At 52.6% G+C, this 20,707-nt stretch carries 15 protein-coding genes and 1 pseudogene; 5 read left to right on the plus strand and 11 right to left on the minus strand.

Going from position 1 to position 20,707, the window contains the following annotated elements; all coding sequences use genetic code 11:
- Nucleotides 1-115 precede the first annotated feature (115 nt).
- Entirely contained in the window at nt 116-514 is a 399-nt protein-coding gene (acpS, locus tag DNH61_RS15105; protein WP_111147517.1) for a holo-ACP synthase, read from the minus strand.
- A gap of 243 nt (nt 515-757) precedes the next feature.
- Here acpS and DNH61_RS15110 point away from each other — a divergent pair, with 243 nt between their 5' ends.
- Nucleotides 758-1,546, plus strand: coding sequence for an SDR family oxidoreductase (locus DNH61_RS15110; RefSeq protein WP_111147518.1), 789 nt, complete (start codon nt 758-760; stop codon nt 1,544-1,546).
- Nucleotides 1,547-1,650: 104 nt separating this feature from the next.
- Here DNH61_RS15110 and DNH61_RS27260 read toward each other — a convergent pair whose 3' ends face one another.
- The 6 genes and pseudogenes from DNH61_RS27260 to DNH61_RS15135 form a co-directional block, all read right to left on the minus strand.
- Entirely contained in the window at nt 1,651-3,036 is a 1,386-nt protein-coding gene (locus tag DNH61_RS27260) for an ATP-binding protein (protein ID WP_425452256.1), read from the minus strand.
- Nucleotides 3,037-3,048: 12 nt separating this feature from the next.
- Nucleotides 3,049-3,900 (minus strand): annotated as a pseudogene (locus DNH61_RS27265) (response regulator); the annotation flags it as partial.
- A gap of 76 nt (nt 3,901-3,976) precedes the next feature.
- Nucleotides 3,977-4,804: a CheR family methyltransferase gene (locus DNH61_RS15120; protein ID WP_181438726.1), complete on the minus strand. Its 828-nt coding sequence runs from the start codon at nt 4,802-4,804 to the stop codon at nt 3,977-3,979.
- Nucleotides 4,805-4,811: 7 nt separating this feature from the next.
- Nucleotides 4,812-8,492 (minus strand): response regulator, encoded by a 3,681-nt coding sequence (locus DNH61_RS15125; RefSeq protein WP_111147521.1) that lies wholly within the window; start codon nt 8,490-8,492, stop codon nt 4,812-4,814.
- 228 nt (nt 8,493-8,720) lie between these two features.
- A complete protein-coding gene (locus DNH61_RS15130) occupies nt 8,721-9,047 on the minus strand; it encodes a YflT domain-containing protein (RefSeq protein ID WP_111147522.1) in 327 nt (108 codons plus the stop codon).
- A 103-nt stretch (nt 9,048-9,150) separates the two neighbouring features.
- Nucleotides 9,151-9,729, minus strand: a complete 579-nt coding sequence (locus DNH61_RS15135; protein ID WP_111147523.1) for a hypothetical protein — start codon at nt 9,727-9,729, stop codon at nt 9,151-9,153.
- Nucleotides 9,730-9,892: 163 nt separating this feature from the next.
- On the opposite strand from DNH61_RS15135, the gene DNH61_RS15140 reads away from it, so the two are divergent.
- On the plus strand, nt 9,893-11,647 hold the full coding sequence (locus DNH61_RS15140; protein WP_111147524.1) for an alpha-glycosidase: 1,755 nt from the start codon (nt 9,893-9,895) through the stop codon (nt 11,645-11,647).
- A gap of 84 nt (nt 11,648-11,731) precedes the next feature.
- On the opposite strand, the gene DNH61_RS15145 is transcribed toward DNH61_RS15140, so the two are convergent.
- The 4 genes from DNH61_RS15145 to glgB all read right to left on the minus strand — a co-directional run bounded on the left by DNH61_RS15145 (nt 11,732) and on the right by glgB (nt 17,205).
- Entirely contained in the window at nt 11,732-12,454 is a 723-nt protein-coding gene (locus tag DNH61_RS15145) for a hypothetical protein (RefSeq protein ID WP_146241034.1), read from the minus strand.
- A gap of 883 nt (nt 12,455-13,337) precedes the next feature.
- Nucleotides 13,338-13,664, minus strand: coding sequence for a hypothetical protein (locus tag DNH61_RS26105; protein ID WP_146241036.1), 327 nt, complete (start codon nt 13,662-13,664; stop codon nt 13,338-13,340).
- On the minus strand, nt 13,664-15,229 hold the full coding sequence (glgA, locus tag DNH61_RS15155; protein ID WP_111147527.1) for a glycogen synthase GlgA: 1,566 nt from the start codon (nt 15,227-15,229) through the stop codon (nt 13,664-13,666). Before glgA ends, DNH61_RS26105 begins: the two co-directional genes overlap by 1 nt.
- Nucleotides 15,226-17,205, minus strand: a complete 1,980-nt coding sequence (gene glgB, locus DNH61_RS15160; protein WP_281272412.1) for a 1,4-alpha-glucan branching protein GlgB — start codon at nt 17,203-17,205, stop codon at nt 15,226-15,228. The genes glgA and glgB overlap by 4 nt, the downstream gene beginning before the upstream one ends.
- 203 nt (nt 17,206-17,408) lie before the next feature.
- Between glgB and DNH61_RS15165 the strand changes: the two genes are divergently transcribed.
- The 3 genes from DNH61_RS15165 to DNH61_RS15175 all read left to right on the plus strand — a co-directional run bounded on the left by DNH61_RS15165 (nt 17,409) and on the right by DNH61_RS15175 (nt 20,542).
- Nucleotides 17,409-18,620 (plus strand): glucose-1-phosphate adenylyltransferase, encoded by a 1,212-nt coding sequence (locus tag DNH61_RS15165; RefSeq protein ID WP_111147528.1) that lies wholly within the window; start codon nt 17,409-17,411, stop codon nt 18,618-18,620.
- Between the two features lie 181 nt (nt 18,621-18,801).
- A complete protein-coding gene (locus DNH61_RS15170; RefSeq protein ID WP_111147529.1) occupies nt 18,802-19,410 on the plus strand; it encodes a 5-bromo-4-chloroindolyl phosphate hydrolysis family protein in 609 nt (202 codons plus the stop codon).
- 16 nt (nt 19,411-19,426) lie between these two features.
- Nucleotides 19,427-20,542, plus strand: a complete 1,116-nt coding sequence (locus DNH61_RS15175) for a toxic anion resistance protein (protein WP_111147530.1) — start codon at nt 19,427-19,429, stop codon at nt 20,540-20,542.
- The last annotated feature ends 165 nt before the right edge of the window (nt 20,543-20,707 follow it).

A 20,707-nucleotide genomic window follows, 5' to 3' on the forward strand; every position in this document is an offset into this window, starting at 1 on the left:
CATTAATAAAGCGAGAAATATCTGCCATACGCGGCTGATCATCCTTCCACGACCCGTTATCTTATAATAAAGTTTACCAACTATACCCACATTAAGATTTGTCCAAATAATCCCCTTAATCCATCCGGTCAGCATGTTCGGCAATGGCAAAGGCTGAGGCCAGGGAACGTTCATGGCTGATTGATACATGCAGCCTAATCGGATATTCGAGCTTAAGCCGCAGCAGCGCTTCATCACAAATTGTGCATACCGGCTTGCCCAGCTTATCCGGCAGAACTTCAATATCCTTGAAGCCCACGGCTGTTCCGATCCCGCACCCAAGGGCTTTCACAACAGCCTCCTTGACTGCAAACCGTCCAGCCACATACTCTGCGAGTGATTCGCCCTTGCTCTTGGCCCTCTCATATTCCGCATCAGTCAAGGTTCTGTGCATGAAGCGCTCCCCCGCTGTTCCCGCAAGAATTTTACGTATCCTGGCTATCTCCACCACATCATGTCCCACACCAATGATCACCGGCTTGTCCGCCTTTCCATAAGCGTATCTTACAAATAGCTTGACCCATTATAACGGAAGGCAGGCGCTGTCTGCCAGCAGGCGGATAAAGTCCCATTATTTTTTTGAGCTTTAGGGCTTGCCGCTCTGGTTATGCCTCACTTTCCGCGGGTATACAACTAATAGGCTAGATTAATGTCAATCTTAACTGCTAAACAAAAGGCATAGATACCCAGTACAACAGTTCAGAAGGAGTGAAAAGACATGGGAGATCGCGTACAAGGTAAGGTTGCATTTATAACAGGCGGCGGTTCCGGGATAGGCCGTGCAGCCGCTGAAAGACTTGCCCGCGAAGGAGCAAGAGTGGCACTAGTCGGTCTAACCGAAGATCACCTGGAAGAAGTCGAGCAAAGCATCCAAGCAGCCGGCGGCGAAGCGGTCTCCATTCAGGCGGATGTCTCGAACGAGCAGGACATCAAGGAGGCTTACGACCAGGTATTGAAGAAGTGGGGGCAGATTGATATCGTATTCGCCAACGCAGGCATCAACGGCACGGTCGGTCCGATCGAAACACTCGAATTCGATGAGTGGAACAAGACGCTGCAGACTAATCTGAGCGGCACGTTCTTTACAGTGAAGCATGCGATCACGCCGATGAAGGACAGCGGCGGCAGCATAATCATTACCAGCTCGATTAACGGCAACCGGGTATTCACCAGCTTCGGGATGAGTGCTTATAGCACAACGAAGGCCGGTCAGGTCGCTTTCATGAAGATGGCGGCGCTCGAGCTTGCCCGTTACAAGATCCGGGTCAATGCCGTATGTCCTGGAGCGATTGATACCAATATTGATGAAAGCACGAACAAGAAGCCTGAACTCGAAGAGATTGCTATAGCTGTGGAAATGCCGCCAGAAGGAGAGCATCCTCTCCGTCGTGAGCCCGGAACAGCTGAACAAGTAGCAAACTTGGTGCTATTCCTCTCATCCGATGAATCTGACCATATTACCGGCTCTTCCATCTATATAGACGGAGCTGAATCCCTGATCCACTAGGGCAGTTCTGACGAAAACCAAGAGGACTGTTAGCGTTATTGGCCGCATTAGCCGCCAACCGTTAACAGTCCTCTTCCAATATACCGCCCCCTGCGCTCCTGCTTCTACTGGGCAGGCTGGTGTTCTTCCGTTCTTGCCCGCCCAGTAAGGTGCTCTTTCAGCAGCGTACGGAGTTTATCGAGACGAATCGGCTTGCTGATAAAGTCCGCCATGCCTGCAGCCAGACATTTATCCCTGTCACCCGGCAGGACATTAGCGGTCATGGCAATAATATGTGGACGATGTTCTTGCGGAATTTGTTCGCAGATGTGCCGGGTAGCCTCCAGCCCATCCATTACAGGCATCTGGATATCCATTAGAATAATACCATAACGCCTGATCTTCAGACGGTTCAGTACTTCCTGACCGTTCTCAGCTACATCCGCCTTATAGCCCAGCTTCTCCAGCATGCGGATCGCCAGCTTCTGGTTGACCTCATTATCTTCCGCCACGAGTATCTGCACATCCGCGTCCGGCTCTTCCGTAATCCTGTCAATCCCGCTCTGATAGTAGCCATCTGTCAGATAATCCGATGGTAAGCCGGGAAGCGGATATGTTTTCAACGGCAGATCCACGCTCTCTCCCAGCAAAGCTCCCCCCGCCTCTTCGTAGGTCTGCTGGTCACCTGCCGCGGTTTCTTCCATGGCAGCCAGAAAGTCAGAGAAGGATAGCGGTTCATCGGGCAGGCTGGCGTTCTCCTGGCTGTCTTCATTTCCCGAAGAGAGCAGCCGCTTTACCCGGATCGTGAAGATGAAGCTCGCGCCCTTATTCTGCTCGGTTTCCACCCGGATCGTCCCGCCCATAAGTTCAATCAAATTCTTGCAGATGGCAAGGCCGAGTCCAGTGCCGCCATATTTGCGGGACATAGACGAATCCAGCTGGGAGAATGGCTGAAAGAGGAGGGGAAGCTTCTCTTCAGGTATTCCGACACCGGTATCCTGCACCGATATTTCGACGTCCAACGTGCACCCATGGTCGTTTAGCAGCTTAGCCTCCAGATGAACGCTGCCTTCACTCGTGAATTTCACGGCATTGCCGACCAGATTGATAAGCACCTGCCGAAGCTTAGTCACATCGCTCACGATCGGAATTTCCAGCTGCGGATCGATCACATAGGTCATTTCCAGATTGCGTTTTTTGGATTTTGCCATAAAGAGGTCGAACGTCTCGCCTACACAGGAAGACAGCTGGAACGGTACCTCCTCGAGCTCCATCTTGCCCGATTCAATTTTGGAGTAATCGAGAATATCATTAATAACCGACAGCAGGGCCTCTCCGCTCTTCCCGATTATCTCTGCGTATTCGCGCTGCTCCTCTGTCATCTCGGTTTCCAGCATTAATGCCGTCATGCCGATTACCCCGTTCATGGGCGTGCGGATCTCATGGCTTACCATCGCCAGAAAATCCGTCTTCGCGCGGGCCGCAATCTCCGCCGCTTCCTTCGCTGTCATCAGCCGCTCTTCAAACTGCTTCTGTTCGGTAACATCGCTTATCGTGCACGCGAAGATCCGCTCGTTATCCACAATGGCCTTGCCAATCTGGATCTCAGCGAAGAAGGAGGTTCCATCCTTGCGAACCGGCACCACTTCCAGAAGCTCACCCTCAGAATTTTCCCCCGCCGAGCCATTGGCGCGCGCTTCATAATCAATGGACGCCAGAGAGGGAACCAGCAGCGTTATGGGCTTGCCCAGCACTTCCTCTTCCTTGAAGCCGAACATCCGCTCAAGTGCCGGGTTAACAGTCATAATACCGCCGTTCTCATCGAACGTAATCATCGTGTCGATGGATGTTTCACGGATAATTCTCGCCTGTGCTTCCGCTTTGCTTAGCTTGTAGGCGGTACGCATAAGCTCCTTATTCATCTTCTCAAGCTCTCTTGTCTTCTGATGCAGCAGCTCCGTCTGGAGCTGAAGCTTCTTGTTGCTTATATACAAATTAACGAAGCCCTCGATCTTCGTCCGCAGAATCTGCGGCACGAAGGGCTTCAGCATATAGTCGATCGCACCCACTGAATAGCCGGTATAAAAATGCTCGCTCTCCTTGCTTGTTGCGGTGATGAAGATGATCGGTATTTCCTTCGTCTTCTCCCGCGCCTTGATTAACCGCGCCGTTTCAAAGCCATCCATTCCCGGCATTTGGACATCTAGCACAATGACAGCGAAGTCGTCCTTCAACAGACAACGGAGAGCTTCTTCACCTGACAGGCACTTGACCAGATTGTAATTAAAATCGCCAAGCACCGCCTCAAGCGTGAGCAGGTTATCAGGGTGATCGTCCACAAGCAATATGTTTATTGGTCCTTCATAGGGAATCATGGGCGTGCACCTGCCTTTCCCGAATTCAACCTGCCGCAGGACCAGGGCACCAGCAGCCTGGGCAGGCGCCAACCGGTTAACGAATTTTCCGGTAGAGCCGATTGGTTGTATCGAGTTCCTCATATTTGTCGGCATGCTTCGTGAAGTTAATGGACTCTTTCGTCCCCAGGGCCAGAATCCCAAATGTGCTCAAGCTGTCGTAGAGCAGCCCATGCACATGGTCCTGGAGCGACTTGTTGAAGTAAATCATAACATTACGGCAAAAGATGACATTAAACTCGTTAAATGAACCGTCCGTAACCAGATTATGCTGGCCAAAGACGATATTAGACTTTAAGAAAGACTGGAAAATGACAGAATCGTATCTTGCTGTATAGTAATGAGAAAATGACTGTGTGCCCCCCGCCTCCATATAGTTGCGGGTATACAACTGCATTCTCTCCAGTGGAAATACACCTTTCTTCGCCTGGTCGAGCACATCGGCATTGGTATCTGTGGCGTAAATACGCGTTTTCTCCAGCAGTCCTTCTTCGTGAAGCAGAATAGCCATCGAGTACACTTCTTCGCCAGTGGAACACCCCGCATGCCAGACCCGAATGAAGGGATACGTCTTCAGCATTGGTACAACCTTCTCACGGAATGATCGGAATGCATCAGGATCCCGGAACATTTCGGTCACATGAATCGTCATGTCCGCAAGCAGCCGTTCCATACAGGAACGGTCATGCAGCACGCGCTCGGCTAATGCCGTAATCGTCGCAAGCCTCTCGGAGTGGACCCTATGCCAGACCCGCCTTCTAACCGACGAGAAGGCATAATTCCGAAAGTCATATCCATACATACGGTATAGGGCTTCAAGCAGCAGCTCAATCTCAATGCGCTCGCGCTCTTCCACCTCATTCAATTGTTGTTTATTGATATAACCACACCCTCATTAAGGACAGCAGCTGCTCTGTATTAACCGGCTTGGCGATATAATCTGAAGCCCCTGCCTCAATGCATTTCTCGCGGTCATCCTTCATTGCTTTGGCCGTGACCGCAATAATCGGCAGCTTGTCAAACTGAGGCATCTCGCGGATTGCCCTCATCGCCTCATAACCGTCCATCTCCGGCATCATAATATCCATCAGTACAAGATCGAAATCCGGTGTTTTTTCCAGTGTATCGAGAGCCTCCCTGCCGTTCTCGGCAAAGGTGATATTCATCTTATAGCTCTCCAGCACACTGGAAAGCGCGAATACATTCCGGATGTCATCATCTACGATCAGTATATTTTTTCCTTCGAAGATACTTTCAATACTATGCAGCTTCCTGAGCATATTCCGTTTGTCGTCGGGAAGATTGGCCTCTACCCGGTGCAGGAACAATGTCGTTTCATCCAGAAGCCGTTCTGGTGATTTGACATCCTTGATAATAATCGTACCTGCGAACTTCTTGAGCTTGAGCTCTTCCTTCTTGTCGAGCTCTTTGCCGGTATAGATGATAATAGGCAGCTCATGCAGCGATTCATCCTTGCGGATTTGGTCGAGCAGCTCGAAGCCCGAGATGTCGGGCAGCCCAAGATCCAGTACCATGCAGTCATAATGCTGGGCACGAAGCTCCTCAAGAGCTTCCTGTCCGGTTGAGACGGCGGTAATCAGCACATCATCATGGCCGATCAGCTCGACTATGCTGTTGCGCTGCACCTGATCATCCTCAACAACGAGCAGACGCTTCATATCCCGTTCTATGAACGATTCAATTTGCGAGAATACTTCCTCAAGCTTATCCTTCGAGGATGGTTTCTTCACGTAAGCGAGCGCACCCATTGACAATCCCTGCTGGATTTCATCAACAACTGATATCACATGGACCGGGATATGACGCGTATCCGAGTGATGCTTCAGCTGATTCAGGATCGACCAGCCGTCCATAACCGGAAGCTGGATATCGAGCAGGATGGCATCCGGCTTGTAATTGCGGGCATATGCCAGACCCTTGTCGCCCTGCATGGCGACAATGCCTTTGAAGCCGCGCTCACGTGCGATATCAAGGAGGACTCTCGCAAACGTCATATCGTCTTCGATAATGAGTACCACTTTATCGTCCGGCTGAATCTTATCGATGTCATCTTCTATCTTGGCGTTCAGCATAGATGGCTCGCGGACACGCTGCGACTCAGCTGAAGGAGCGGCCTGCAGGGCGGTTTCGGCCAATTCCTCCGGTGCAATGCCGGAGAGTATGCTGTCCTCCTGGTCCGACGCGCTCTCACTGGCAACATGGAACTCTGGGATGAAGAGCGTGAACGTACTTCCCTTGCCTTCTTCGCTCTCCAGCGTTATGCCGCCTCCAAGCAGTCCTGCAAGCTCCCGGCTGATCGCTAGGCCGAGTCCGGTCCCGCCATAGATGCGGCTTGTCGTCCCGTCTACCTGCTGGAATGCCTCGAAGATCAGCTGCTGTTTATCCTCCGGTATGCCTATCCCTGTATCCTTCACTTCGAAGGCGACCATATTAACCGTATCATCCTGCGGGAACTCATTCGGCTGTGCCTTACGAATCGTCAGCTCAACAGAGCCTTTCGATGTAAACTTAAAGGCATTGGATAATAGATTCTTAAGAATTTGCTTCAAACGGTGGTTATCTGTATAAATTTCCTCCGGGACGTCTTCTTCCATCGTGGTCAGAAACTTAATCCCCTTCTGTTCCCCAAGAGGACCGAAGCTCCGCTGTATGAACGCTTCAAGCTCTGTTAACGGAATATGCTCAGTTACGACATCCATCTTGCCAGCACTGATCTTCGAGAGATCGAGAATCTCGTCAATCAGCTTCAACAGGTCACTTCCCGAGGCGTAGATCGTTCCTGCAAACTCCACCTGCTTCGGCGTAAGGTTGCCCTCCTTGTTATCCATCAGCATCTGGGAAAGAATCAGCAGGCTGTTAAGCGGAGTACGCAGCTCATGTGACATATTCGTGAGAAACTCGGATTTATACTTGGATGATAGCGCAAGCTGGACGGTCTGCTTCTCCAGCGCCAGCTTCGTCTTCTCAATCTGTTCGTTCTTCTGCTCGGTCTGCTTCATCTGAAGCTCCAGCAGATGAGTCTTCTTAAGCAGCTCTTCATTGGTCTGTTCCAGCTCTTCCTGCTGGCTCTGCAAAACCTCTTCCGACTTCTTCAGCTGCTTCGTATGCTCCTCGAGCCGCTCATTCGAACGCCTCATCTCCTCCTGCTGCGAGATAAGCTCCTCCGATTGCACCTGCAGCTCCTCACTGAGCGCCTGGGATTCCTTAAGCAGCTCTTCGACACGCATGCGCCCGAACAAATTATTCAGCACATTGCAAAGGTTATTCGCCAGTTCCTCAAGAAGCTCCTTATGCTTATCCTGAAGCGGATGGATAGAAGCAAGCTCAATGACGGCTATAACACGGTCTTGATAAACGACTGGCTGCAGTATGATGTAATTCACCGCTGTCTCGCCAGTTCCTGAACGAATGCGGATATAGTCACCCGGCACGCCATTCATCTCAATGACAGAACCATCAACTGCGCACTGTCCCACCAATCCCTGGCCTAAAGCGAACTCCTGCTCCAGATCAGCTTCTTCCCGGAGCGCGTAGGCTCCCTGCAGCTTCAATCTTGGCTGCTCGCCAAGTCCTTCGCGCACATAGAGCGCACCATACCCGGCGCCGACTATAGGAGCCAGTGTCTTGATAAAGGTGTCTCCGAGATTGCCCATGTCCGTATCATGCTGGATTTTGGATATAATCTCGGCAAGATTACCCTTAATCCAATTATCCTCTTCAATCTGTTCCCTGTACTTCTGTTCCAGGGCTGTCTTGCGTTCCAGGTTGTCAGCAAGCGAATTAAACGCTTTGCCGACATCGCCAAATTCATCCTTGCGCAGATTACGGACTCTGGCGCGGTTCTCCGATGTACCATCCGCAAATCCGCGGATCATGACAGACAGACTCTGCAGGCCTTGATTAATACTGCTCATATTCCAGTACAAGGTAATGAAGGCAAGCACGAGACCGACACCTGTCGCCACACTGACCACAGTGATCGTATCCCTGCTGACCCCGCTCAATTCCTCGAAGGAATTATCCACGTGTCGGCGGTAGTAATTGGTCAGATAATCAATATCGGCTGTCAGTTCATTCTGATACCGCAGTCCTTCCCGTTCCCGCAGCGCTATAGCCTCCGCACCTTTGCCTGCCGAAATCAGTTTGACAACCTGGTCTTTGTAAGCGACGAACAGCTCGCCCTTCTGGGCAATCTGCTGTATAACCCGCAGTTCTTCATCACTGCTGTTCTTGTATCCCAACAGGTTGTTGTACGCAGCCGCAGCCGCTTCCTGTGACTCTTCAATTCCCGGCAGGTTATCCGCAAGGTTATCAGAAGTCGGCACCGTTAATATGTTAACAAGATGCTTGGCAATTGAGTTTACCTTCCCGCGCATCTCATAGGCATTAACGAGTTTGTCATACCGCCGGTCCTTCACATGACTGATTTCGTCTTCAATCCGGTTAAGATTATTGATACCTACTCCCGACAAAATAACGATAAGCGAAATAAGAATGCCGGAGCCCAGCAGCAGCTTTGATTTAATTTTCATGGATCCTATCCTCACCCGTCATCTATATATTTTCTAACTCTAGCAGCCACCATACAGTTTAACATATAAACACAAATAGAAGACAAGCCCCTTCGGGCTTGCCTTACACGCCTATATATTCGCTTATCGCTTCTAATGAATACATTCTGCTCATTTGCTGCTCCAGCTCCATATCAGTAAGTTGTCCAGCCTATCCTGTTGATCGTCCCTTTAGCTCATCTTAGAGAATTAATGGACATTTGCAATCACAAGCACTTTGCCCCGATCGAGCTCCTGCTCATAGCGTGCTGCTTCCTGTTCATCCAACCCTACCGCTTCCAGCTTGGCACGCAGCTCATCACCACGCGAGCGGAACAGATTGGCCATGGAATTAAATACGCCCTCTTCCGAGCGGTCAATCTCCTTCGTATTCGCTGCCTCATTAAGTGCTTCTGTACGGTCACCGTCATGAGCCAGTACATGAATATCGTCCTGCCCATACCCTCTAAGGTTAAGTTCCCGGACAGCATGCATGGCAGCCATTTGTGTATCCACAACTTGTACAGTCGGTTTCATGTTCGCTTCCTCCTTGTCCTCTTCGGTTTATGGGTTCTAATTACTGACGCTTAATAAAGATTTAACCCGTAATAACAGGCTTGAAACAACAATTTTCGTCTTTTTATTCACCGTATACCCAGAAGGCTTCGACTGATGTGATCTTTCCGTTTTCAGGGTCCTTGAAGACTTTGAGCGCCGTCGCTCCCTTGATATAGACATCGCCGTCTTCCGCTTCATAATCCGGTTCGCCCAGCGCTGCGCGGATAAGCTCCGCCTTGAGCGGGATCACGTATTCACCAAGTGTGAGCAGCGGCTTGTCCTTCGATGGCTGCACGACAATATATTCCACCACACCGTCATAGAAGCCGACGGTGGCATGCTCATACTCATATTCATATATACCAGGCAGCAGCTCGTCCTCCGATATCGAGTCCGGAGGTCCTGCATTCACCAGCGTTTCCTCTTCAGTCCAGCTCATATCAAAGCCGTTAACCTGATCAATATCTTCTCTTAGCTCTGCCGTATATCCGGCTTCAGGGTACTGCAGGTCTGCATGTTGAACAATATCCAGTTGTGGAGCTGAAGTCTCTGCTTCCGGTAAAATCTGTCCACTGTCAGAAGGCGCGAGGCCATTACCAACGGATGAGGTCGTATTAAACATCGCAAGCATGAGAACGACGGCTGTCAGCATTTTTTTCATGAGGCACCATCCCTTTCCGTCCGTTCGCTTTACTTTCGCTTTACCCGGTGGTCCCAGCCCTTAAACAAAACCTTATGCGCCCAAATACCTGTGTCCACAGATTGATTTAGCAACCAATGGGTAATAAATCAGAAAACAGATACAGCGGAAGGAGCTGGAGCCGATGCTGCTCGAATGTTTACACCACAGCCCAAGAAGTACATGGGCCTATGCATACGATTCAAGAACCATTCATCTGCGTCTGCGCACTAAGCGGGATGACGTCGAAACGGTATATGCGCTGGCGGGCGATAAATATGACTGGGACGCCCATTACAAGGAGCTGGAGATGGAGAAGATCGCTTCCGATCATTTCTTCGACTACTGGGAAATCGGCATCCGGCCAGAGCATAAGCGTTTCTCCTACGGGTTCCGCCTGCATGCCGGCGACGAAACCGTATGGATGGTGGAATCCGGGATCTATCACGAGCAGCCGATGCCTCCGGGCGGCTACTATGAGTTCCCTTATATTCATGAAGTCGATATATTCCAGGCACCAGAATGGGCCAAGGATGCCGTCTTCTATCAGATCATGCCAGACCGGTTCGCTAACGGCGATCCGTCCAATGATCCGGAGGGAACAGCCGAATGGGGCGGCCAGCCGCAGACAGAGGGCTTTTTTGGCGGGGATCTGAAGGGTGTGCTGGAGCACCTGGATTATCTGACGGAGCTAGGGATCAATGCCATCTATTTCACGCCTATCTTCAAATCACCGTCCAATCACAAGTACGATACGATCGACTATATGGAAATCGACCCGCAGTTCGGGACGAAGGAAGATCTTAAGAAGCTCGTGAAAGCCTGCCATGAGCGGGGCATCCGTGTGGTGCTGGACGCTGTATTCAACCACTCCGGCGTACTGTTCGGCCCCTTCCAGGATGTCGTGAAGAACGGAGAGAATTCAAAGTACAAGGACTGGTTCCATATCCACAGCTTCCCTGTGGAGGTCAAGGAGAACAGAGCCAACTACGATACCTTCGGCTTCTTCGGCCACATGCCGAAATTTAATACGGCCAACCCTCAGGTCAAACAGTACCTGCTTAGAGTAGCTACCCACTGGCTGGAGGAATACGAGCTCGATGGCTGGCGGCTGGATGTCGCCAATGAGATTGACCACATGTTCTGGCGGGAGTTCCGCCAGGCAGTCAAGGCGATCAATCCGGAGGCTTACATTATCGGCGAGGTTTGGAGCGATTCCACGATGTGGCTGCTCGGTGACCAGTTCGATTCCGTAATGAACTACCCGTTCTCGGATAAGGCGCTCGCTTATTTTGAGTCCTGCTATATGGATGGCTATACGTTTGCCAACGAGATCAGCCGGCTGCTGATGCGCTATCCGCAGCAGACCAATGAAGTGGTCTTCAACCTGCTGTGCAGCCATGACACACCAAGGGTGCTGACCAGGCTTGGAGGAGACAAGAGACGGCTTAAGCAAGCAGTCGTGTTCCTGCTGACGTATATCGGCACGCCGTGTATTTTCTACGGAGATGAGATTGGCCTGCAGGGCGAGGGTGACCCGGACTGCCGCAAGTGCATGGAGTGGGATCCGGAGCGCCAGGATACAGAGCTGCTGGATTTCTACAAAATGCTGATTGCCCTGCGCAAGAACAACCCTGTGCTCCGCCATGGCCGCTTCCGCTTCCTGATGGCCGAACCAGGCGACTGCCGCATCATCTACGAACGGCTGGATGAGGAGAAGCATTTCACGGTGTGGATCAACAATACGGAGGAGCAGTCCACGCTCAGCCACCCCATGGTCACCAACGACTGGAAGGATGCGCTGACAGAAGAGGCCGTTGAAACGCAGGACGGCATCATGAACATCGAGCTTGAACCGCTCGGCTACCGGATCCTGTACCGGAATATTGCGAAGAAGTAGGGCGGTGTATTGTATTGAGCCGCACATGACGCAGCACCCCCGAGGCTTCATGCCCACGGGGGTGCTGCTGCGTTTGCGCTATGGTCACCATTCGGACAGCTCATCAATCGCATGCTGAATTTTTCGGTCCGCGTCTGTCTCCAGATTCTTATAGGCAAATAAGATTAGAAAAGAATCAATGTTGTAGTTCTTGTAAGCCACCATATCGGCAGTTGCTGTCTGATCAAGAAATTCTGACCATCCTTCCAGCTGCTCCTGCTCGGAAGAGAATGCGAAGATATAGAGTTCGCCTTCGTCCGGTATCGTAAAAACTTCAGGTTCCACACCTTGCAGAGTCCGTTCGAACACACTTTTTGACCTGCTTGCCCTCTCGCTAAGTGTTATCCCCTGCCCCTCAATGGCTGCGATAATCTGATCCACGGATGTGACAGGGCTGCGGCTCAGGACCACCACCTCCTGTGCTGTAAGCACAAGGGGTTTATCTGATTCGAATCCGCTGCGGATATTAACTGGTTTCGCGAGTGTAATGTTGACCATAGCGCCATCGGTAAGATCTTTTACTGCAAGCTTGTTCCCCGCTTCATCCGAGTAAGTGGTCACAGGCGTAAGTTGAACACTGCAGCCGTATCCAATAGCGTTGATATCACCCTTCTTGCCCTTGTTCACCTCATCTGTGCAGTCCACCACAAGCTTATCAGTTGTGATTTCCTCTATCTGTCCCTGAAAGGACTTGGTCTTACTGCCGCAGCCTGCCAGCGTTAGAGCGAATATCGCGCATACAGTACACATTAGTACGACTCGCCTCATCACCAACCACCCCCATACCCTTAAAGACGGCGCCCAAAATGATAAAGTTGCGCTGCCAGACATGCTGCGCGCCACGGACTGTCAGGGCTGCTCGGACACGGCTGGTAGGCCCGTGGCTGAGCGCGGTTGGCAGTTAGCCTCAGCAGGCCGCTGGTCGCGGATGGTATGGCCACGGCTGGTCACGGCTGGGACGGCTGTTACTGACAGAATCCCGCTACGTTACTGACAGATCCCACTACTCGTGAGGTGAAGCTGCCCGGTAGGACAGCAGGAACTGTCAGGGTGCCACCAGCATCCCCGTACGGACCAAACTCTGACGAAAACGCGGCCCCCTCTCACCTCTCGCATGGACGAAGCTGCCCGATAGGACAGTTGCTGCCAGGGACCATCAGCATCCCCTTACGGACCAAACTCTGATGAAAACGCGGCCCCCTCTCACTTCTCGCATGGACGAAGCTGCCCGATAGGACAGTTGCTGCCAGGGACCATCAGCATCCCCTTACGGACCAAACTCTGATGAAAACGCGGCCCCCTCTCACCTCTCGCATGGACGAAGCTGCCCGATAGGACAGTTGCTGCCAGGGACCATCAGCATCCCCTCACGGACCAAATTCCTGCAAAAGTACATCTATTCAACGGTGTGCAGACCGACTTGACCAAATTCCTGCTAAAGTGCAGGTATTTTTCGGGAATACCCCCGAAAGATCACATGGTCACAGAAAAGCCTGCACTTTAGCAGGTTTTTCGTAATCCAATGGCTCTAATCACTAAAAAGCCTGCAGATTTGCAGGAATTGTGGCAAGAGATACAGGAAGAAGTTAATGCGTTGACAAGTTGCTGCCGGGAGGTTGCCGACAGGCCTGCCGCTGCCATGCCGCCGCCGCTAGGCTTGCCGCTCAGGCGCTGCCGGGACGCCGCCACGGCTCACCCGGTTGCCGTCGGCTTGCCGGTGTCGGCTTGCCGGTGCCATGCCGCCGACAGGTTTGCCGCACTGGCGCTGCCGGGACGCCGCACGGCTCCCCAGATTGCCGCCGGCTAGCCGCACTGGCGCTGCCAGATTGCGCCAGCCGCCACGGCGCTGCCGAGCTATACTGCTGCCTGAATAAGCGCAGTCAGCGCAAGAAGGGCACGATCCAGCAGCACAATGCCGCTGAGTCGTGCCCTTCCTTATTAGTTCGGCAGAAGCTCCGTATTCAGGCTCCTCATCCACTAGTTCGGCAGAAGCTCAGTATCCAGGCTCTTCATCGCGATGGCCGTTTCGGCCGGATCGTAGTTCTCAGGAACTGGCTCCTCTTCACCAGCAGCCGACTCACTGGCCTCGGATTCTGCGGCCCCCCTTTGGCTTCCGCCTGCAATTTCCTCGTACAGCTCCAGATACTTGCGCGCGGACTGGCTCCAGCTGTAGTCGCCTGCAAAGGCGTTCTTCACAACAGCCTTCCAGTTATCCGGCATATGGTAGAAGTGCAGCGCACGGCGGATCGTGTACACCATGTCATGCGTTGTGTACGGGCCGAAGGTGAAGCCGTTGCCTTCCCCGGTAAACTCGTTGTATGACTGGACGGTATCCTTCAGGCCGCCCGTCTCCCGGACAATCGGCAGCGAGCCGTAGCGCATCGCCAGCAGCTGGCTGATTCCGCAGGGCTCAAACCGTGACGGCATCAGGAACATATCCGAGCCGGCATAGATTTGGTGGGCCAGATGCTCATCAAATTTCAGCTGTACGGCCAGCTTCTCCGGACGTTCCAGTGACTTGTGAAGCAGCAGCTGCTCATAGTGATAATCTCCCGCTCCGAGGATGACGATCTGGATATCGTCATGCTCCATCAGACCATCTATGGCATCTGCCACCAGGTCAAAGCCCTTCTGCACTGTGATCCGGCTGACCATGCCGATGACCGGCACCTCCGGTCTCTCAGGCAGGCCTACCATACGCTGGAGTGCAGTCTTATTCTCGCGCTTCTTCGCCAGATTAGTCCGGTATTTCATGTAAATACGCGGATCGGTTGCCGGGTTGAAGACCTTCTCATCAATGCCGTTCACAATGCCGCTGAGCTTGCTGCCGAGATAACGCAGTTCTCCGTCCAGCCCTTCTCCGTATTCCGGTGTCCGGATTTCCTCCGCATATGTGCCGCTAACGGTAGTCACACGATCCGCGAATACCAAACCTGCCTTCAGGAAGTTCACATTGCCATGAAACTCTACCTTGCCATGAGAGAAATACTCATGATCCAGGCCAAGCAGGTCGCTCAGCACCTCATACGGGAACACGCCCTGGAACTGCAGGTTATGAATCGTGAATACGTTCCGGATCGCTGCATACCGCTCATCATGCCGGTAATGCTTGTCGAGCAGCGCTCCGACCATGCCGGTATGCCAGTCATGCGTATGAATAACGTCCGGGATATAATCGACGTAACGAAGCATCTCCAGCACGGCCCGGCAGTAATACGAGAAGCGCTCCCCGTCATCTCCGTAGCCGTACACACCCTCCCGCTTAAAGTAATGCTCGTTGTCAATGAAGTACACGGTGATGCCTTCATGCGTCAGCTCCCATAAGCCGCAGTAGACCATACGCCAGCCGACAGGCACCTGAAACTCAGCGACGAGCTTCATCTTCTCCCGGTAGGTCTCGGATACCGCCTGATATTTGGGCAGGACAATCCGAACGTCCACACCCTCCTTGCGAAGCGCCTTGGGAAGCGCCCCAATCACATCGGCAAGCCCGCCTGTTTTGACGAACGGACTGCCTTCTGCAGCAGCGAATAATACATTCATCCGTTATTCAGTCCCTTCGATTTTCTCGTCTTGGTACCGGTCCTGCTGACAGCAGCCGTCTTCTTCCGGTCCGCGGCCGTCTCCTGACGCCCTGCCTTCTTCAGCCAGATCACGCTCATCGGAGGCAGTGTAAGCTCTGTACTGTACGGCCTTCCATGCCACTCGGTCTTCTCGGCCTTGTGGAAGCCATCTGTTACGGTACCTTCTCCTCCATATGTCACATCATCGCTGTTCAGAATCTCCATGTAGGTGCCGGGGCCTGGAAGACCGATCCGGTACTGCTTCCGTTCTACCGGTGAGAAGTTACAGACGATGATGACCCGCTCACCCTTCGCCCTGCCACAGCGCATATAGACAATGACATTCTGCTGGTTGTCGTGGTGATCAATCCATTCATAGCCCTCCAGCTTGTGATCCAGCTGCCATAGCGCCTTCTCCTGAAGGTAGAGCTGATTAAGGTGCTTGGTATACTGCAGCATACTGGAATGCGTATCGTATTCATCCAGCAGGAACCAGTCCAGCTCCTGCTCATCCTTCCATTCGTCAAACTGGCCAAACTCCGAGCCCATGAACAGCAGCTTCTTGCCCGGGAAGCTCATCCAGTAGCCCAGGAAGGCTCGCAGGCCCGCAAACTTCATCTTGTAGTCACCCGGCATCTTGTTCAGGAGCGACTTCTTGCCATGCACCACCTCGTCGTGGGAGAGAGGCAGCACGAAGTTCTCCGAGAACGCATAGCAGATCGGGAAGGTCAGCAGGTTATGGAGGTGCTGCCGGTCGATCGGATCTGTCTCGGCATATTTCAGCGTATCGTTCATCCAGCCCATGTTCCACTTGTAGTTAAAGCCCAGCCCGCCGTCCTCAATAGGTGCCGTTACAAGCGGCCATGCGCTTGATTCTTCCGCCATCATCAGAGTGTTGGGATAACGCAGGAACACGGTCTCATTAAGCTTGCGCAGCAGCGCGATGCCTTCTTCATTTTCCACACCGCCATGCACATTCGGCTTCCAGCTGCCCGGCGGCTTCTCGAAGTCATGCCGGATCATGCTCGTCACAGCGTCCACCCGAAGACCGTCAATATGATACACGTCCATCCAGAACAGCGCGTTCGAGATCAGGAAGGTCTGCACCTCAGGCTTGCCGTAGTCGAAGCCAAGCGTCCCCCAGCCGGGGCGGTCAGCCACCACCGGATCGGCATGCTCGTACAGCGGCGAACCGTCGAACTGCCTCAGGCCATGCGCGTCACGGACAAAATGTCCCGGCACCCAGTCCATAATGACGCCTATCCCCCGGTTATGGCAGGTATTGATCAGATGCATCAGCTCATGCGGCTTGCCAAACCTGCTGGTCGCCGCAAAATAGCCCGTCGCCTGATATCCCCACGATTTGTCGTACGGATGCTCGGTCAGCGGCAGCAGCTCAATGTGGGTGTAGCCCAAATCTGCGACATAATCAACCAGCTCATCAGCCAATTCCGTGTATGTATAATAGCTGCCGTCCTCATGCTTCTTCCAGCTCGAGAGATTAACCTCATAGATCAGCAGCGGCCGATCGTAGGCCGGCTTCCGCTTCTTGATCCAGTCCCGGTCGGTCCACTTAAAGCCTTCCAGAGCCGTTACAATCGAAGCCGTGTCAGGCTTCACCTCACAGTGGAACGCGTAAGGGTCTGACTTTAGCAGCTTCTCACCCTGAGCTGTCAAAATTTCATATTTATATAGAGTTCCTTCCCCAAGCCCAGGGACAAATAATGTCCAAAGTCCAGAATCAGGCACTCTCTCCAACGGGCTGCTGGTTCCATCCCAGCCGTTATAATCCGATGCCAAGCCGACCTGCTGCGCGTTAGGCGCCCAGACGGTAAACCGTACACCTGCTTCTCCATCCTCGGTTACCGGGTGAGCCCCCATCTTCCGGTAGCTCTGGTGGTAGGTTCCTTCATGAAACAAGTAGACTTCTTCGGAGGTCAGTCCGCTGTTCTGCAATCCCTCACACACCCTTTTCACTTTTTTTGAAAACTTTACCCGCTAAGCCTGTACTTGAAGCATATTTTGCCGTGTGAACCGCATAAAATCGTGCTACACCAAAAAAATTCGGGAAAGGGCCGACTAACACCTGCCATTGGTTTCATAATCCGGCTAATCGTTTATTTACAGAGTACCAAATGGAAAATGTGGAGGGACAAGAAATGAAGAGACAGAAATGTATCGCAATGTTATTGGCGGGTGGAGAAGGAAAACGACTTGCACCGTTGACACAAAAGCTGGCCAAACCTGCGGTCCCGTTCGGCGGACGTTATCGGATCATCGATTTTCCGCTGAGCAACTGCATGAATTCCGGTATCTCCACTATTGGTGTACTCACCCAGTACAAAGCCGAGTCCCTGCACAACCATATTGCTGACGGAGGCTGCTGGAGCTGTAATGATCAGCCTGCTAATATTTTCCTGATGCAGGGTAGTGAAACTGGGGTGACCTTTGAAGGAACGGCAGATGCCATTTATAAAAATACCGCACAGGTTGACCAGTACGAACCTGAGCATGTGCTCATTTTGTCAGGTGACCATATCTATCAGATGGATTACAATCAAATGCTTGAATCTCATATACAGTCGGGCGCCGATGCCACGATTGCAGTTAAGCAGGTGCCTTGGAAGGACGCGCACCGCTTCGGTATCATGAATACGGACGACAGTCTTAAAGTTACGTCTTTCGTGGAAAAGCCCGAGAAGCCGGAGAGCAACCTTGCTTCCATGGGTATTTATCTGTTCCGCTGGTCTTTCCTGAAGGAGCAGCTGCAGATGGACGCAGCGAACGATGCTTCGTCCCACGATTTCGGTAAAGACGTTATTCCAGCCATACTGGAGCAGCAGGCCAATGTGTATGCCTATGCATTCCAGGGCTACTGGCGGGATGTAGGTACTGTGGACAGCTTGTGGGAAGCCCATATGGATATTCTCGACGGCGAAATCAGCCTGGAGGAATCCAAGTGGCCGATGCAAACCAATGAAACAACTATCCGGGCGCTGTCCTATCTGCACCCGCTGGCCGATATTCGCGAATCGGTCATTCACCCGCATTCCGCGGTTGAAGGCGATGTGGAACGCTCCTTCGTCTTCAGTGGTGTTCAGGTTGGCCGCGGCAGCGAGATCAAGGACAGCATTATAATGCCGAATGTTAAGATCGGGCGTAATGTAACCATATACCGGGCTATCATCGGTGAAGGCAGCGTCATTGAAGATGGAGCCATAGTAGGTGAATCCAACGGCGATATCACCGTACTTGGAGCTGATGAGCTAGTCTATGCCCGTACATCCGCATTCATGACTGAGAATGAAGAGCTGCTGAAGGGGCTTGTCCGCAGAGACGCAGCCGCTACCAGTGAGAGTTACCGTATCTAGAACATAGTCTGACTATAAACGGGACGGCCGCACAATTGTCTGTGCAGGCCGTTCTTTCCTATCATCCGGCAGCTTACATTGGTGTGATTCAATGGCAAGTTAGCAGGTTAATGTCAAACTATATAACAGCATAACAGCTAAGCTTATTCAGGTTGAATCTTGTTTCCAAGGAGGCGTAGTGATGGCAGCACTTGGAACGTCGGCAGTCTTCTTGCTGACTGCTGGCTTCTTGATTTACTTGCTCTGGACAAGCCTGCCAGTCAGCAGCAAGATACCTGCCAGAGCGGCCGCCTTCCAGCGGACCGAAACACAGGAAGAACAGGACAGGCGCACAGACCATCCCTTGTATAGACAGGCCATGCAGGCTGCGGCGGAAGCAGAGAACCAGATTGCTGAGATCCGGAGGATGGCGGACGGCTTAACTGAGCCCGCTGCTGTGGACAGACTCGAGCGTCTATGCCGGATTGCCGGCACGATCATTAGCGAAACACGTGACTACCCTGGACTTCTGCCTGTCGCGAAGCGCTTCTATTCGTTCGATCTCCCAACCGCCTCAAGACTATGCAGCCATTACAGCAGGCTCATACATAGCGACTACTACAATCAAGAGATGGAATATATGGTCAAGCGTATTGAGTACATGCTGGAAGCGATGAACAGACGATTCATCAAGCGTTTGAACCGGATGCTCCATCAAGACTTGATCCGGCTCGATCTTGAGCTGTCAACCATCGAGCACACCCTCCATACGGACGGAGACCGAACCACATATGCCAAATCAAACATCTGACAGGAGGAATTGACTTATGCAGCAGACCCAACCATGGATGGAAGATACCAACGTAATGCAGCAGGCATGGCTTCCCGACAATGCTAAGGCGGGAGACAGCCAGGAAGCCCGGCGGCTTGCAGCAGCCCTTGCAACCGACGACCCTTCCTCTGTTTCCCGGTTCGGATCGGACATCCAGGAGGAGATTGCGGAGTTTACGAGTACCGTCCTGGATCATATCCGTGCAAGGGACGCGGGCGATATCGGCGAGGTGATGACCGACCTCATTACGAAGATTCAGCAGATACCGACGCAAGGAACGGAACGTGAGCGCCAGCGCAGGCTTCTCGTCTCCATTCCCGCTGTGAGCAAGCTGATCAACCGTGTGAAGCGTTCCGCTCTGAAATCCAATACACTTGAAGCTCAGGTGGAGGCCGTGCGGGCTAAGCTGGAGCTCGCGCATGACACGCTGGAGCAGGACATCGTCATGCTCGAGCAGGTGCTTGTGAAGAATGTCAGCTACTTCAAGCAGCTTGAGCTGCATATCGCAGCTATCCAGTTCCGCCTGCAGGAGATCACGAATGAAGAGCTGCCAGACCTTAAGGTCAAGGCTGATAAAGCAGAAGACCCTTGGGCTGTCCAACAGCTGAACGATACGGCAAACTTCGCCAAGCGCCTCGAAGCACGGCTGGATGACTTCCGCCGGACCCGCTATCTGTCGCTGGCTCAAGCGCCAAAGATCCGGCTGCTCCAGCACAGTGCCCAAATGATGATAGATAAAATCCAGGCCGTGCTTCACCAGCTGATTCCCGTCTGGAAGATGGATCTCATTACGGGGGTTGCAGAGGAGCGTGCATCCCGCGCTCTTGCCCTCCACGACCGCATCAAGGATGCGATCGAGAGCAGTCTAAGAAACAGTGCTGAACGCACCCGCCTTCTGAATGCTGAGGTTGCAGCAGCCAGTGATAAGGGGCTCGTTGGGCTCGATACACTGCGCAGCGTGCACGACCAGCTGATCCATGCGCTGGAGGATACGATGCGTATCTACCAGGAAGGAAGCCAGCAACGCGAAGAGGCTGCAGCTGAGCTTGCCGCGATGGAGCAGGAGCTGAAATCCCGCCTTGCAGAGGTGGCAAACAGCACGAGCGCATAGATACCGTTGGAGAGAAGACCGTCCCAGTTGCATGGACGGTCTTCCCTTTTTTCATAACACTTCACAAAAATGTTCATTGACTTCCAAAACTGTGATAAGTTTGATTGCGTGCCAAAAATGTCTGTGGTAAACTAACAAAGGATCGCGGATGTTGCAGCATCCACG

This window comes from Paenibacillus sambharensis (genome assembly GCF_003233845.1).
Classification (GTDB): Bacteria; Bacillota; Bacilli; order Paenibacillales; family Paenibacillaceae; genus Paenibacillus_I; species Paenibacillus_I sambharensis.